Annotated in this window: 14 protein-coding genes; 5 read left to right on the top strand and 9 right to left on the bottom strand. The window is 74.6% G+C overall.

Annotated features, from left to right (window positions below; translation table 11 throughout):
* The first annotated feature begins 101 nt into the window (after positions 1-101).
* Both ACLQ14_RS02225 and ACLQ14_RS02220 read left to right on the top strand, forming a co-directional pair.
* Positions 102-536 carry a nitroreductase/quinone reductase family protein gene (locus ACLQ14_RS02225; RefSeq protein ID WP_425809425.1) on the top strand — a complete coding sequence of 145 codons (435 nt, stop codon included), beginning with the start codon at positions 102-104 and terminating at the stop codon, positions 534-536.
* On the top strand, positions 533-2,131 hold the full coding sequence (locus ACLQ14_RS02220; RefSeq protein WP_425809423.1) for a CHAD domain-containing protein: 1,599 nt from the start codon (positions 533-535) through the stop codon (positions 2,129-2,131). Before ACLQ14_RS02225 ends, ACLQ14_RS02220 begins: the two co-directional genes overlap by 4 nt.
* Before the next feature lies 1 nt (position 2,132).
* Here the strand turns inward: ACLQ14_RS02220 and ACLQ14_RS02215 are convergent, their stop codons facing one another.
* From ACLQ14_RS02215 to ACLQ14_RS02200, 4 genes are all read right to left on the bottom strand, one after another.
* A complete protein-coding gene (locus ACLQ14_RS02215) occupies positions 2,133-4,382 on the bottom strand; it encodes a S9 family peptidase (RefSeq protein ID WP_425809421.1) in 2,250 nt (749 codons plus the stop codon).
* A 57-nt stretch (positions 4,383-4,439) separates the two neighbouring features.
* A complete protein-coding gene (locus tag ACLQ14_RS02210) occupies positions 4,440-5,603 on the bottom strand; it encodes a DNA polymerase domain-containing protein (protein ID WP_425809419.1) in 1,164 nt (387 codons plus the stop codon).
* Positions 5,604-5,666: 63 nt separating this feature from the next.
* Positions 5,667-5,993 carry a TfoX/Sxy family protein gene (locus ACLQ14_RS02205; protein ID WP_425809417.1) on the bottom strand — a complete coding sequence of 109 codons (327 nt, stop codon included), beginning with the start codon at positions 5,991-5,993 and terminating at the stop codon, positions 5,667-5,669.
* A 42-nt stretch (positions 5,994-6,035) separates the two neighbouring features.
* Positions 6,036-6,476 (bottom strand): DUF6069 family protein, encoded by a 441-nt coding sequence (locus tag ACLQ14_RS02200; protein WP_425809415.1) that lies wholly within the window; start codon positions 6,474-6,476, stop codon positions 6,036-6,038.
* 204 nt (positions 6,477-6,680) lie between these two features.
* On the opposite strand from ACLQ14_RS02200, the gene ACLQ14_RS02195 reads away from it, so the two are divergent.
* The 3 genes from ACLQ14_RS02195 (at position 6,681) to ACLQ14_RS02185 (ending at position 9,505) form a co-directional block, all read left to right on the top strand.
* Positions 6,681-7,043, top strand: a complete 363-nt coding sequence (locus ACLQ14_RS02195) for a YciI family protein (protein ID WP_425809413.1) — start codon at positions 6,681-6,683, stop codon at positions 7,041-7,043.
* A 6-nt stretch (positions 7,044-7,049) separates the two neighbouring features.
* Entirely contained in the window at positions 7,050-8,309 is a 1,260-nt protein-coding gene (locus tag ACLQ14_RS02190; protein WP_425809411.1) for an RNA polymerase sigma factor, read from the top strand.
* A gap of 119 nt (positions 8,310-8,428) precedes the next feature.
* Positions 8,429-9,505 carry a C1 family peptidase gene (locus ACLQ14_RS02185; protein ID WP_425809409.1) on the top strand — a complete coding sequence of 359 codons (1,077 nt, stop codon included), beginning with the start codon at positions 8,429-8,431 and terminating at the stop codon, positions 9,503-9,505.
* Positions 9,506-9,547: 42 nt separating this feature from the next.
* On the opposite strand, the gene ACLQ14_RS02180 is transcribed toward ACLQ14_RS02185, so the two are convergent.
* The 5 genes from ACLQ14_RS02180 to ACLQ14_RS02160 form a co-directional block, all read right to left on the bottom strand.
* Entirely contained in the window at positions 9,548-9,868 is a 321-nt protein-coding gene (locus ACLQ14_RS02180; protein ID WP_425809407.1) for a protease inhibitor I42 family protein, read from the bottom strand.
* A gap of 37 nt (positions 9,869-9,905) precedes the next feature.
* Entirely contained in the window at positions 9,906-11,171 is a 1,266-nt protein-coding gene (locus ACLQ14_RS02175) for an AGE family epimerase/isomerase (RefSeq protein WP_425809405.1), read from the bottom strand.
* Positions 11,172-11,330: 159 nt separating this feature from the next.
* Positions 11,331-12,359 carry a LacI family DNA-binding transcriptional regulator gene (locus ACLQ14_RS02170; RefSeq protein ID WP_425809403.1) on the bottom strand — a complete coding sequence of 343 codons (1,029 nt, stop codon included), beginning with the start codon at positions 12,357-12,359 and terminating at the stop codon, positions 11,331-11,333.
* Between the two features lie 77 nt (positions 12,360-12,436).
* Complete coding sequence (locus ACLQ14_RS02165; RefSeq protein WP_425809401.1) at positions 12,437-13,282, bottom strand: DNA-3-methyladenine glycosylase family protein; 846 nt, start codon at positions 13,280-13,282, stop codon at positions 12,437-12,439.
* Complete coding sequence (locus ACLQ14_RS02160; protein ID WP_425809399.1) at positions 13,279-14,046, bottom strand: PIG-L deacetylase family protein; 768 nt, start codon at positions 14,044-14,046, stop codon at positions 13,279-13,281. Before ACLQ14_RS02160 ends, ACLQ14_RS02165 begins: the two co-directional genes overlap by 4 nt.
* Positions 14,047-14,056 lie beyond the last annotated feature (10 nt).

The raw sequence follows: 14,056 nt of genomic DNA, 5'->3' as shown, positions 1-14,056 counted from the left end.
ATGCGCCGCGAGTTGCACAGAGTGCAAGTCTGCACGGAGTGCAGGTCGTGTGACACGTGTCTCACCCGGCGTCTCCCGGCCGCGCGACGCACCATGGAGCGATGACGGACGAGCAGCAGCTTGCGACCAACCGCCGCGTCGTCGAGCAGTTCCGGGCGGGCGGGCCGGTCGACGGGATGCATCGCGACCGGCTGGTCCTGCTCACGACTCGCGGCAGGCGCAGCGGCGAACTGCGCACCACCCCCATGCTCGTCGTCGACGACGAGCCCACCGGGCTGCGGTTCGTGGTCGCGTCCGGCGCCGGGTCGCGCCGGGCGCCGGGCTGGTTCCACAACCTGGTCGACGACCCGGTGGTCCACGTCGAGGTCGACGGCGACGCGTACGACGCGGTGGCGCGGGTGGCCGCCGGGTCCGAGCGCGCCGGGCTCTGGGAGCGGCTCGTCCTGGCCTACCCGTTCTTCACCGACCACGAGGCGAAGGCCGGACGCGAGCTGCCGCTCGTCGTGCTCGACCGCACCTCCCCTGGCCCGGCATGAGCGCGTCGCTCGAGGTCGAGCGCACGCTCGACGTGCCCGTCGGCTGGTCGCCGCCCACGCTCGACGGTCCGTCCGGTGTCGACGGCGTCTCCGGCTCGCGCGACCTGGCCTCCCTGACGCTCGACGCGACCTACCTCGACACGCCCCGGCTGGCGCTGCTGCGGCGAGGCATCACGCTGCGTCGCCGCGTCGGGGGCGACGACGAGGGCTGGCACCTCAAGCTGCCCGCGGGAGACGGACGGACCGAGGTCCGTGCGCCGCTCGGACCGGCCGACGACGAGGCACCGCCCGCCGAGCTCGCGGCACTGGTCGACGGGGTGAGGCTCGGCGCCGCCCTGCGCCCGGTCGCGCGGCTGCGGACCGAGCGCGCGACCACCCTGCTGCTCGGCCCGGGCGGCGACGTGCTCGCGTCGGTCGCGGTGGACGACGTGCTCGCGTCGACCGAGCGCGGCGACGAGGCGTGGCGCGAGGTCGAGGTCGAGCTCGTCGACGGCGACACCACGCTCCTGGGTCGCGTCGTCGATCGCCTGGAGGAGTCGGGAGCGAACCCGGCCCCGCTGCCCGTCAAGCTGGAGCGCGCGCTCGGGCTGGGCGCGAGCTGGTACGGGGGCCGGCCGGCGACCGTCCCGCCGACCACCGGTGCCGAGCTGGTCACCCGGTACCTGCGCGAGCAGGTGGACGCACTGCTCGACGCCGACCCCCGGGTGCGCCGCGACGAGCCGGACGCGGTGCACGCCGCCCGGGTCGCGGCGCGACGCCTTCGCTCGACCCTCCGGACGTTCCGGCCCGTCCTCGACCGCGACACCGTCGAGCCGGTCCGGGACGAGCTGCGCTGGTGGGGCGGAGCGCTCGGGGCCGCCCGCGATCACGAGGTGCAGCGCGACCGGGTGCGCGGACTGCTCGACGGGCTGCCGGACGAGCTCGTCGTCGGGCCGGTGCGCGCCCGGCTCGCGGACGCTCTCGACGCCGGCTACCGCACGGCCGTGCGGGACGCCGTCGAGCTCATGGACAGCGACCGCTACCGCGCGCTGCTGTCCGGGCTCGACGCGCTCGCCGACGATCCCCCGGTGCGAGAGCGCGCCGGCGAGCCCGCGCCCGACGTCGCCGCCCGGGTGGTGCGGCACGCGTTCCGGCGCGCGCGGCGACGGATGGAGGCGGGCGAGGTCGTCCTCGCCGGGCTGGCCCGGGCGACGGGCAGCGACTCGGTGCCGCCCACGGACCCCGCCGAGCCAGGGACGCGGGGTCCGGACGCCACGGCGCCCCGGCTCGCCGACGCGATGCACGACGCCCGCAAGAAGCTCAAGGCGGCCCGGTATGCCGCGGAGGCGGCGGTCGTGGTGGCGGGCGAACCAGCGGCGCGGCTCGCCGACGCGCTCGAGGACGTGCAGGACGTCCTGGGGGCGCACCACGACGCCGTCGTGCTCGCCGGCCTCTTCCGCGAGCTGGGGATGCGCGCGCACCTGTCCGGGGAGAACGCCTTCACGTACGGGCTGCTCGTCGGGCTGGAGCGCGCCCGGGCGCAGGCCGCGCTCGCCGACGCGCACGACGCCTGGGCGTCCGCCTCACGCCGCCGGCTGCGACGCTGGACACGCTGAGCTACGCGCCGGCGAGGCCCAGCACGTCGAGGATCCACGCGTCCTCGAACGCGATCTCCTCCCACCGGGCGTAGCGCCCCGAGACCCCGCCGTGCCCCGCGCTCATCTCCGTCTTGAGCAGGACGGGCGCGCCGACGTCGCGCAGCCGGGCCGTCCACTTGGCCGGCTCGACGTACAGCACGCGGGTGTCGTTGAGGCTCGTGGTCGCGAGGATGCGCGGGTAGGCGGCGTCGTCGCGCACGTTCTCGTAGGGCGTGTACGACTTCATGTACCGGTAGACGTCGGCGTCGTGCAGCGGGTCGCCCCACTCGTCCCACTCGACGACGGTCAGCGGGAGCGACGGGTCGAGGATCGACGTCAGCGCGTCGACGAACGGCACGCCCGCGTGGATGCCCGCGAACAGCTCGGGCGCGAGGTTGGCGACCGCACCCATGAGGAGCCCGCCGGCGCTGCGGCCGTCGGCGACCATGCGCTCGGGGCTCGTCCACCCCGCGCCCACGAGGTGGCGTCCGACCGCGACGAAGTCTGTGAACGTGTGCTTCTTGGTGAGCTCCTTGCCGTCGTCGTACCAGCGGCGGCCCAGCTCGCCGCCGCCCCGCACGTGCGCGACGGCGAACACGACGCCGCGGTCCAGCAGCGACAGGCGCGCGATGGAGAACGACGGGTCGATGCTCGTCTCGTAGGAGCCGTACCCGTAGAGGAGCAGCGGCGCCGGCTCGGCGCGCGTGCCGGCGTTGTCCAGGCCCAGCGCGTCCCGCCGCCAGACGAGCGACACCGGGACCTGGGTGCCGTCGTCGGCGGTGGCCCACTCGCGGCGCTGCACGTACTCGGCCGGGTCGAACGGACGGCCGTCCGGGTCCGGGAGCACCGGCTGCCGCTTGAGCTCGCGCAGCTCACCCGTCGCGACGACGTAGTCGTAGACCGTCGCCGGCTCGACGAACGACGCGTACGCCAGGCGCACCGCCGGCTGCCCGAACTCCGGGTTGGCGCCCGCGCCGACCGTGAACAGCGGCTGGTCGAACGGGATCTCCTGCACGTCCCAGGGCTCCGCGGCCTCGCTTCCGGTGAACGCCGGCGCGAACGGGCCGGTCAGGGGCGAGAGCGGCACGACGCCGACCCGCGCCAACCCGTCGCGACGGAACGACACCACGACGTGCCCGTCGAACGCGTCGACGTCCTCCAGCCTCGTACCCGACGACGACGGCACGACCGTGACCGCGTGCTCCGGCACGAGCGGCTCGCCCCCGGGCAGCTTGGAGAGCGCGAGCTCGAAGTTCTCCGGAGCCTCGCCCGAGCCGCCGTTGTGGAGGACGAGGACGGCGTCCGCCCGCTCGCCCCCGGCGTCCGGCAGGATCACGTGCTCGACGGCGTACTCGACCCCCTCGCGCCGCGGCCAGACGACGCGCGGGTCGCCCGTGACGTCGTCGGCGGGCAGCAGCCACACCTCGGACGTGATCTTCGAGCCCATCTCGATCACGATGAACTGCCTGGACCGGGTCAGCCCCGCGCCCAGCCAGAACCGCTCGTCGGGCTCGTGGAAGACCTTCACGTCGTCCTCGACCGGGTCACCGACGCGGTGGCGCCACAGGGTGTCGGGGCGCCACGCGTCGTCGACGGTCGTGTAGAAGAGGTGCTCGCCGTCGGGCGCGAAGAACGCGCCCGGAGAGGTGCCGGGGACGGCGTCGGGGAGGTCCTCGCCCGTCGTGAGGTCGCGGACGCGGAGCAGGTAGCGCTCGTCCCCGTCGACGTCCACCGCGTACAGCGCTCGGGCGCCGTCGGGCGTGACGTCGAACGAGCCGAGCGAGAAGAAGTCGTGCCCCTCGGCCTCGACGTTCTGGTCGAGGAGAAGCTGCTCGCCTGGGAGCGCGCTGCCGTCGTCGGGCAGGGCGGGCGGGGTCCAGTCGTCCGGGCTGTCGACGGGGATGCGGACGTGGACCGGGTACTGCTTGCCCTCGACGGTGCGCGTCACGTACCAGTAGCCGCCCTCGCGGACCGGGACGCTCAGGTCGGTCTCCTGCGTGCGGGACTTGATCTCCTCGAACAGCCGCGAGCGCAGCGGGGCGAGGTGCGCCGTCGCGCCCTGGGTGTGCGCGTTCTCGGCCTCGAGGTACGCGATCACGTCGGGGTCCGACTTGTCGCGCAGCCACTCGTAGTCGTCGACGAACGTGTCGCCGTGGTGGGTGCGCGTCGTCGGACGCTTCTCGGCTCGGGGGGTGTCGGGGATGGTGGTGGACGGGGTCTCGTCGGGCACCAGGCCACCCTAGGTGCTCACCGCTCGTCGAGTTCGAGGCTTTCCGGCGCGCAACGGTCAGTCCGGCTCCTTGCGCGCCCGGCTGGGCTGCACGCGCCGCGGCTCGCCGGCCATCTTCGGGTGCTCGGGCGGGTACGGCAGGTCGCCGAGCCCCTCGCTCTCGTCCCGCTCGTACCAGGCGAGGAGCGGCTCGAGCGAGTGCGCGACGTCGTCGATCTCGGCCCACGGGTCGACGCCGTCGCCGTTGGGCCCTCCGCCGGGCTCCAGCCGCGCGGGCACGGTCCCGACGTGGAAGACCCGCGGGTCGTCGACGTCCGCGAGCTCGTCCCAGGTGATCGGCGTCGAGACGGGCGCGCCGGGCCTCGGGCGGATCGAGTAGGCGCTCGCGATGGTGCGGTCGCGCGCGTTCTGGTTGTAGTCCACGAAGATCGCCTCGCCGCGCTCCTCCTTCCACCACGCCGTCGTGACGCCGTCGATCCGTCGGCCGAGCTCGCGCCCGAACGCGATCGCCGCGTGCCGCACGTCGGTGAACGTCCAGCGCGGCTCGATCCGCACGAACACGTGCACGCCCCGGTTCCCCGACGTCTTCGGGAAGCCCCGGATCCCGACCTCCGTGAGCAGGTCGCGGGCGGCCATCGCGACGCGGCGTGCGTCGGCGAAGTCGGTGCCCGGCTGCGGGTCGAGGTCGATGCGCAGCTCGTCGGGGTGCTCGACGTCCCCGCTCCGGACGGGCCACGGGTGGAACACGATCGTCCCCATGTGCGCCGCCCAGACCGGCACGGCGGGCTCGGTCGGCGCGATCTCGTCCGCGGTCCGGCCCGACGGGAACGCGATGGTCGCCGTCTCGACGTAGCCCGGCGCGCCCGACGGCACGCGCTTCTGGTAGAACGCGTCGGCGTCGCGCTCGTGCCCCTGGCGGGTCGCGAGCACCATGCCCTCCCGCACACCGCGTGGCCACCGCTCGAGCGTCGTCGGGCGGTGCCACAGCGCGCGCAGCAGGCCGCCCACGTCCGACGGCGCTCCCCCGGCGACGGCGGCCGGGCGCGCCTCCCCGGGGCGTCCGCCGCGCGTCGCGACGGCAGCGTAGTAGCGCGCGACGTCGAGCTTGGTGACGGCGGGCGTGCGGTCGGTCGCCTCGAAGATCACACGGTCCGGGCTGGAGACGCGCACCGCGCGACCGGCGACCTCGATCTCCACGGCAGCGCCCTCGGTGGTGCCCATGGACCCGACCGTACGGCCCGCCCCCGACCACGGCGACCGCTCACCGCACGTCGGGCGCGAGGATCACTCCCCCGGCAGGCGGGCCGCCGACTCGACGCCGGTGCGGATCCACGTCTCGAGCGCGTCGTCGTCGAGGACCTCGCCCTCGACCGTGATCCAGCCCCGCATCTCGCGGCCGCCCATCACCGCCTGCTGGGTGCCGGGCTCGGTGAGGGCGAGCTCGACGTCGTCCGGCCCCACGCGGATCAGCAGCCCGTCACGACGGATCGCGACGGCGATCCGGCCGTCCCACAGGAACGACAGACCGCCGAACATGCGCTTCTCGCTCACTGCGAGGTCCGCGCCGATCCTGTCGCGGACGCGCTGCGCGAGCACCTCGTCGTAGGCCATGGGCCCATCGTGGACCGCGGCTCCGACACGCACCCTCCGACCTCACCGGAGCACGCCCAGCCGCGCGGCCACGACCGGGACGATGATCGAGGCCGCGAGCACGTGCGCCCCGCAGAGCACCACCTTCGTGGCGGTCGCGGTGCCTGTCGACGTCAGCGGCGCGAGGAACGACACGACCAGCACGACGACGGCGATCGCCCGGTAGGTGCGCGCGGGCCGGCGGGCCCAGCGCGCCACAGCCAGCACGACGGGCGTGCTCCAGAACGTGGCCACCAAGGTGCCCATGGCGAACATTCCCACGGTGACGGCGGTGGGCGCCGAAGCACCGGGGCTCGCCGCCTCCATCGGGACGCCGGACGCGCGGGCGACCAGCCCGTACAGCTCGGTGGCGACCGCGGCGGCCAGGCCGGCGAGCACGTTCACCCACCACACCGGCCATGTCCGTGCCGCGCGGGACACGCCGGGGAGGATCGTGGTGGTCATGGCAGTCTCCTTCGTCCGTCGACGCGGACGGTCGCCGCGTCGTCAGGAACAGGACGGAACCGGGTGCTGCCGCTCGACATCCGCTCGTGGAGCCGGGCCGGGGTCACGCCGGCCGGGCATGTCGAGGAACGCGGACCGGCTCCGTCTGGTCCTCGGAGCGCCGCCCGGCGCACCGGACGCCAGGACCTCGAGGAGAAGCAGGCCATGAAGTACGTGCTGATGATCTACGGCAACCAGGAGAAGTGGGACTCGATCCCGGCCGAGGACTGGCCGACCGAGATCGCCAAGCAGGACGCGTTCAACAAGCGCTACCACGAGACCGGCGAGCTCCTGGGCGGCTACGGGCTGGCGGACGCCGCGGCGTCGCGGCTGGTCCGGCGCGCCGACGGTGCGCCGCTCGTCACCGACGGCCCGTACCTCGAGACCAAGGAGTACCTGTCGACGTTCTACCTGATCGACGTCGTCGACGAGGCCCGGGCCCTCGAGATCGCCGCGGACATGCCGTGGGCCGACCAGAACCCCACCGAGGTGTGGCCGATCCTCAACGAGTCCGCGCTCGACGCCTGAGGCGCCGTGGACTCCTCCCGCGGCGTCGAGGACCTGCTGCGCGAGCTCGCGCCGCAGGTCCTCGGCGCGCTGGTGCGTCGCTACGGCCAGTTCGAGGCCTGCGAGGACGCCACCCAGGAGGCGCTGCTCAAGGCCGCGCGGCGCTGGCCGACGACGGGTCTGCCCGACAACCCCCGCGGCTGGCTCGTGACCGTCGCGGCCCGGGAGCTTCTCGACGCCGCCCGCAGTGACGCGTCCCGCCGACGCCGCGAGCACGCCCTCGCCGTCGCTACCCCCGACGCCGCGCTCCTCGCCGGGCCCGCGGACGCCCGTCCGGCGGGCGACGTCGACGACTCCCTCGTCCTGCTCTTCCTGTGCTGCCACCCGGCGCTGTCCGTCCCGAGCCAGGTCGCCCTCACGCTACGAGCCGTCGGTGGTCTGCGGACGGCGCAGATCGCCGCCGCGTTCCTCGTCCCCGAGCCCACCATGGCGCAGCGGATCAGCCGCGCCAAGCAGACGGTGCGCGCGAGCGGCCTCCCGTTCGCGCTGCCCGCGCCCGACGAGCGCCCCGCGCGCCTCGCGGCCGTCCTGCACGTGGTCTACCTCGTCTTCAACGAGGGTTACACCGCGAGCGCCGGCGACCGGCTGACCGCACCCGACCTGTCGACGGAGGCGATCCGCCTCGGCCGCCTGCTCCGCCGGCTCCTGCCGGACGAGCCGGAGGTCGCGGGGCTGCTCGCCCTCATGCTCCTCACCGACGCGCGCCGCGCGGCCCGCACCGGCCCGGGCGGCGAGCTCGTCCCGCTCGCCGAGCAGGACCGCGACCGCTGGGACGGCGGCGCGATCGCCGAGGGTGTCGAGCTCGTGTCGGCCACGCTGCCGCGCGGCGCCGTCGGGCCGTACCAGCTCCAGGCGGCGATCGCCGCCGTGCACGACGAGGCGCCATCGGTCGAGGCGACCGACTGGGCGCAGGTCCTCGTGCTCTACGAGCTGCTCGAACGCGTCGACCCGGGGCCGATGGTGACGCTGAACCGCGCCGTCGCCGTCGCGATGGTGCACGGTCCCGAGCAGGGGCTCGCGCTGCTCGGCACGCTCGACGCCGACCGTCGCGTCGGGCGGCACCATCGGCTCCTCTCGACCCGCGCGCACCTGCTCGAGCTGGCCGGCGACGACGAGGCCGCCGCCCGCGCGTACCGCGACGCCGGGCGCCTGACCACGAGCCTGCCGGAGCGGCGCTACCTCAGCGCCAGGGCCGACCGGCTGCGCGCGCCGGACCGGCGGGGCTAGAGCGCTCCGCGGCGAGGCGGACCTCCGCTTCATCCCACGGAGCCGTATCCCGCGCACGTCGCAGGCGCTCGTTCCAGGGGACGGACGACACCCCGTCGCCCCGGGTGAAGGAGCCCACCATGGCACCGCTCGACCTCGACCGGCTGCAGCAGCAGATCCGCTCGGAGAACCTCTCGTGGCGCGTCCGGGTCGTCCCCGACGACGAGCCGCACTCGCTCGGCTTCGAGCCGTCGGTCGCCACCCAGCTCGCCGCGTCAGAAGCCGTGGGAGCGACCCTGCTGCAGGCCTTGCAGCTCAACCCCACGGCCCTCAGCCGCAACCGCCTGCTCGACCCGAGCGTCCTCGCGAAGTTCCTGCGCGTGCAGCCGCGCCGGTTCGACTGGCGCGACCGCGGCGTCATCGGAGCGGTCACGGACCAGCGGTGGTGCGGGTCGTGCGTATCGTTCGCGACGGCCGGGCTGGTGTCGGCTCAGGCCGCGATCGAGCTGGGCGTCCACGACCTGGATCTGTCCGAGGCCGACCAGCACTTCTGCTCGAGCCACGGCGCACACTGCGGCGGCTGGAACAACCACGACTCGCTCGACCAGGTCCGTCAGCGCGGCATCTCGACCGAGGCGTCGTTCCCCTACATGTCGGCGTTCGACTCGCCGCCGCAGGTCACGAACCCGGCCGATCCGAACAGCCTCTGGGCGGCCCACTGCCGCGCCCAGCGGCTCAGGCGCGCCTACTCGATCACGAACTTCACCGCCCACACGGGCGACGATCGCAAGACGTACCTCTCGACGGTCGGGCCGATGATCTGCGGCTTCACGGTGTTCGAGGACTTCGACGTCTACGCCGGCGGCGTCTTCCGGCACGTGACGGGCAAGAGCCGCGGCGGGCACGCCGTGCTCGTCGTGGGGTACGACGACGACCGGGGCTGCTGGATCTGCCGCAACTCGTGGGGTACCGGCTTCGGTGGTGCGGCGCAGCCCGACGGGACGGGCGCCGGCTTCTTCGAGCTCGGCTATGGGGACAGCGGCATCGACGGCGAGGCGTTCTTCGGGTGCACCGGGGTGGTCGCGCCGCGGCCGATCGACGTCCGCCTCCTCGACCTCGCGAAGCTCAAGGACATCAAGGTCCTGCAGCGGCCGCTCCCGATCCCGGGACCGGGCCCGGTGGAAGACTTTGTGCTCCGCCCTGCCCTGCTCCGCTGACCGGGATGCCGGGCGGGCTCACCGATGGTGGTCCCGCCCGGCTCAGGTCTCCGACCCGATGCCGACGATCCGGACGGTGAGGGTCCGGACGCCGTCCTGTTCCCAGGGACGCGCGAGCACGGCCGTCACGTCGTACGTTCCCGGGCGGTCGACGGTCACGAGCGGGAGCACGCCGGACGGCGTACCCAGGGCCAGGCCCGGGGCGGGCGCCACCGCGTCGGTCGAGCCCGCCCCGTGGACCCCGTCGGGCAGCTCGAAACGCCATGAGTAGCCGGTAGGACCGGCGTCGGCGAGCGGGAGCGCGACGGGCACTCCGACACGCGCCTCGATCACGGCATCAGGCTCGAGCGGCGACGTGCTCATGCCCCCATCCTCCGCCCGCCGTCGTCGGCGAGGCGTCTCAGGGGCGCAGGAGGCCCTCGGCGACGGCGGTCGCCATCGACGGCGCCAGCGGCAGGCGCGGGACCAGCGTCGCCTGGAACGCGTGGTAGAGGTCGGCCTTGCCGGGCCACACGGTGCCGGCGGGCCGGTTCTCGGGGTCGAGCTCGTGGAACCACGACCCGTTCTCGTGGTCGAGGACGTGCCGGTCGGCGTAGTCCCACCAGCGGGCGTACAGGTCGGCGTACCGGTCGGCGGCGGACTCGTCACCTGCCCGGACGGCGCGCGCCTGGAGGGAGGCGGCCGTGTTGACGGCCTCGGCGACGACCCAGTGCATCCGCTGACGGACGACGGGCTTGCCGTCCCAGTCCGTGGTGTACACGAAGCCGGGTGCGCCGTCGACGTCCCAGCCGTCCTCGACGGCGCGGTCGAACAGTCCGGCGGCCGCGGCGTGCCAGTCGACCTGCGACGTCAGGCCTGCGGCGTCGCGCGCGGCCTCGAGGTGGAGCAGCAGGCGCGCCCACTCGAGCCCGTGCCCGACCGTCGCGCCGAACGGCTTGAACGGGTCGTCGGGGCGGTCGCGGTTGAGCTCGAGGTCGGGGACCCAGTCGGGCCCGAAGTGCTCGGGGATCCGCCACTCGTGGCGCTCCGCCTGCCCGACGACGAACCCGGCGATCCGCGCGGCACGGTCGAGCCATGCGGTGTCGCCCGTGGCGTCGGCCGCGGCGAGCATCGCCTCGACCGAGTGCATGTTGGCGTTGACGCCGCGGTACGGGTCGAGCGTGGTGAAGGCGGTGTCCCACGTGTCCACGCTGAGGCCGGCCTCGTCGTCCCAGAACCGGTCGAGGTAGACGCGGGTCGCTTCGTCGAGGAGGGCCCGCGCGCCGTCGAGCCCGGCGCGGACGGCGGACGTCGCGGCGAGGACGACGAACGCGTGCTGGTACGCCTCCTTGCCCTCGGTGTGCGTGCCGTCGGGGAAGACCGTGCCGTACCAACCGCCGTACTCGGCGTCGTGGAGGGGCGCGTCGGGTCCGGCGAGCCCGTCGAGCGCACGCTGGGCGACGGCCCGCGCACCCGGGATGCCGAGCAGGTGGCCGAGCGAGTAGACGTGCACCGTCCGGCCCGTGATCCACGTCTGCACGCCGCGTTCCGTCTCCGGTCTGCCGACCGCGTCGAGCCAGTACGCACCCCCGCCGGGCCCGGCCGTCCGGCGGCCGAACGCGAGCAGCGCCTCGGCGTGCTGCTGGAGCCACGCGCGGTGCGTGGGGAGGTCGGTCCAACGGGTCATGCGGGCACTCCTTGCCGTTCGCTGTCTGACAACGCTGTCGAAACCCTAGCCGACCCTGGCGTCTCGAAACTGGGAAAACGTCGGCTTACGTGACGAACAGGCTTAGTGAAACGCTTAAGTATCGGGGTCGTCAAGCGCCGACGACGCCGTTCACCCGCTCTACGCCGGCCGCTCCGCGACCGGGCCCGTCGTCCCGCGCAGACGGAGCGCCGGGGTCGAGTCGAGGAAGCTGCCCACGGGGCCGCCGTCGAGCCGGTCGAACAGCCGCCGCGCGACGTGCGCACCGAAACCCGTCACGTCGTGGCTCAGCGCGGAGAGCCGCGGGTAGGTCGCGAGGCACAGCGCCGAGTCGTCCCACGCGACGATCGACAGCTGCGCCGGCACGTCCAGGCCGAGCTCGCGAGCCACGCCCAACCCCGCGAGCGCCATCACGTCGTTGTCGTAGATGAACGCCGTCGGCCTGAGCGCGCCATCCTCCAGCAGCGCACGCGTCACGGCCGCCCCCTCGCCCGGCGTGTAGTCCGTCCGGGCGACGACACCCTCCATGCCGAGCCGCGCGGTCTCCTCGCGGAACGCCTCGTCGCGGATGAGCGTGTGCACGTACCCCTCGGTGCCGCCGACCCGCACGACGCGACGGTGCCCGGCCCCGTGCAGGTAGCGCACGGACTCGCGGATCGCTGCGGCGTCGTCCGTCCAGACGTTCATGAGGCCGTTCGCCAGGGTCGGGTCGCCGACGACGACGGCCGGCAGCGCGTCCGGCTCGGACAGCAGACGGACGCGCGGGTCGTCCACGCGGGGGTCGACGAGCACGACGCCGTCCACGCGCCGGGCCGCGCGCCAGGTCCGGTACGTCGCGAGCTCCGCCTCGAGGGTCGGTACGACCTGGAGCAGCAGCCCGTAGGACCGCCGCTGGAGCTCGGACTCGATGCCCGCGATGAACTGCATGTAGAACGACTCGGCACCCAGGGCGCTCGGGTCGCGCGCGAGCACGAGGCCCACCGTCTCGGTGCGCGCGCCGGACAGCGAGCGGGCCGCCGCCGACGGCCGCCAGCCCAGCTCCGCGGCCACGGCGAGGATCCGCTCGCGGGTCGCCTGCGAGACGCCCGGTCGGTCGTTGAGCGCGTACGACACAGCCCCCGTCGACACGCCCGCACGGCGGGCGATGTCGGCGATCGTGATCCGTGCCACCGCCACGCTCCCTCTGCGGTCCCGCACTGGGCCCGACGACCCCGTCAGCGTATCCGCGTCGGGCGCACCGCCTGCCGTCAACCGGCTCCGGAGGCGGCGCGCAGGTGGAACGACGCCCACGTCCGCCACGGGCGCCATGCGTCGGCGACGTCGTCGAGCTCGCGGCCCGGATACTGCTCGGCCACGACGGTCCGCAGCCGCGGCTCGTGGCGCGGGACGGCGTCGGGCACGTTGGCTCCGCGCAGCACGACGAGGTCGGCGGCGAACGGGCCGAGACCGTGGATCGCGGCGACCTCGCGGCGGGCGTCCTCCGGGTCGACGGCGCGCAGGGCGCGCGTGTCGAGGCGCCCGTCGAGTGCGGCCTCGGCGACCGCGCCGAGGTACTCGGCCTTGCGCCCGGGCAGCTCCAGGTCGCCGCCGGCAAGGTCGCGGAGCCGGGCGGGCGCCGGGAACGCGCCGTCGTCCCCGTGGCGGGCGACGAGCGCCGTCCGCAGCCGCGCGGCCTGGACCATGCTGATCCGCTGGGACAGCACGGCCCACGCCGCGGCCTCGTAGGGCGAGTGGAACCCGCAGGGCCGCAGCCCGGGGAGCCTCTCCTGGACGGCACCGACCACCGGGTCCCGCCGTCCGACGTCCGGCCACGTGGTGGCGTCGGCGTCGAGCGCGAGGAACCGCGCCACCTGTGCCGCGGCCTCGTCCAGGTCGCCGGTTCCCTGCACGACGACGCGCGCGACCGGACCGTCCTGGGCGACGTCGGCCGTCGCGGGCGACCAGTCGGCCTCGACCCGGAACGCGGTGCGCAGGTGGCCGTCGCGGTCGTCGCCCGCGAGCGCCGCCGGTGTGAAGCCCTCCCAGAACCGGCGGCACGTCGCGAGCGACCACGGCCCGCGCACCTCGAGCCGCACCTCGTGGCGGGAGGTCACGACGCGTCGTCGGTCGTCGGGGGCGCCTTGAGCTCGTAGACCTTGAACAGCACGGCGTTGGGGACACCGAGCGCCGCGCCCTGGGCCGCCGTCATGCCGCCCAGCATGTCGCGCGGCGCGGGGTGCCAGGGCAGCGCCGCGAGGTACTGCTCGTGCGCCTCGAGCGACCGGATCGCCCGCTCGAGCGGCTCCCCCGACACGTCGGCGCCGTGCGTCGGGGCGGGGTGACCCATGACGACGATCCGGTCGGGCCCCCACTTCGGCAGCCCGGCGTCGGCGAGGTCCCGGAAGATCCACGTGTTGTCGGCGTCGCGCACGCCGTCGATCGCGGCGACGCCCGCGGCCCGGTGGTCCGCCTGGTTGAGCCCCCACGGCGTCTCGAGCTCCCACGTCATGACGACCACGGTGTCGGGGCGGAAGCGGCGGACGGCGCGCGCCACGTCGTGCCGCAGGTCCAGCCCGTACACCAGCGTGCCGTCCGGGTGGTCGAGGATCTCGAGGTCCCCGACGCCGACCTGCTCGCACGCGCGCTGCTGCTCGACGGCGCGCACCCGCCGCGTCTCGTCGGGATCCATGCCCTCGATCCCCGCCTCGCCGCCCGTGAGCAGGAGGTACGCGGCCTCCGCACCGCGCTCGACCCACCGCGCCACGAGCGCCGACCCGCCGTACTCCATGTCGTCCGGATGGGCGACGACGCACAGCACGCGGCGCACCGCGCCGTCGTCGAAGGTCGCGAGCGCCGGGGGCGCGTCAGGGGTGGTCACCTCGGCATCG

It is taken from the genome of Luteimicrobium sp. DT211, assembly GCF_049844995.1.
Lineage (GTDB): Bacteria > Actinomycetota > Actinomycetes > Actinomycetales > Cellulomonadaceae > Luteimicrobium.
This window is presented reverse-complemented; position numbering and strand designations above follow the sequence as displayed.

Bases quoted from the DNA above. Each gene is read 5' to 3' on its own strand.
- ACLQ14_RS02225 (WP_425809425.1), top strand. From the start codon at position 102: ATGACGGACGAGCAGCAGCTTGCGACCAACCGCCGCGTCGTCGAGCAG.
- ACLQ14_RS02220 (WP_425809423.1), top strand. From the start codon at position 533: ATGAGCGCGTCGCTCGAGGTCGAGCGCACGCTCGACGTGCCCGTCGGC.
- ACLQ14_RS02210 (WP_425809419.1), bottom strand. From the start codon at position 5,603: ATGGGCACCACCGAGGGCGCTGCCGTGGAGATCGAGGTCGCCGGTCGC.
- ACLQ14_RS02205 (WP_425809417.1), bottom strand. From the start codon at position 5,993: ATGGCCTACGACGAGGTGCTCGCGCAGCGCGTCCGCGACAGGATCGGC.
- ACLQ14_RS02200 (WP_425809415.1), bottom strand. From the start codon at position 6,476: ATGACCACCACGATCCTCCCCGGCGTGTCCCGCGCGGCACGGACATGG.
- ACLQ14_RS02195 (WP_425809413.1), top strand. From the start codon at position 6,681: ATGAAGTACGTGCTGATGATCTACGGCAACCAGGAGAAGTGGGACTCG.
- ACLQ14_RS02185 (WP_425809409.1), top strand. From the start codon at position 8,429: ATGGCACCGCTCGACCTCGACCGGCTGCAGCAGCAGATCCGCTCGGAG.
- ACLQ14_RS02180 (WP_425809407.1), bottom strand. From the start codon at position 9,868: ATGAGCACGTCGCCGCTCGAGCCTGATGCCGTGATCGAGGCGCGTGTC.
- ACLQ14_RS02175 (WP_425809405.1), bottom strand. From the start codon at position 11,171: ATGACCCGTTGGACCGACCTCCCCACGCACCGCGCGTGGCTCCAGCAG.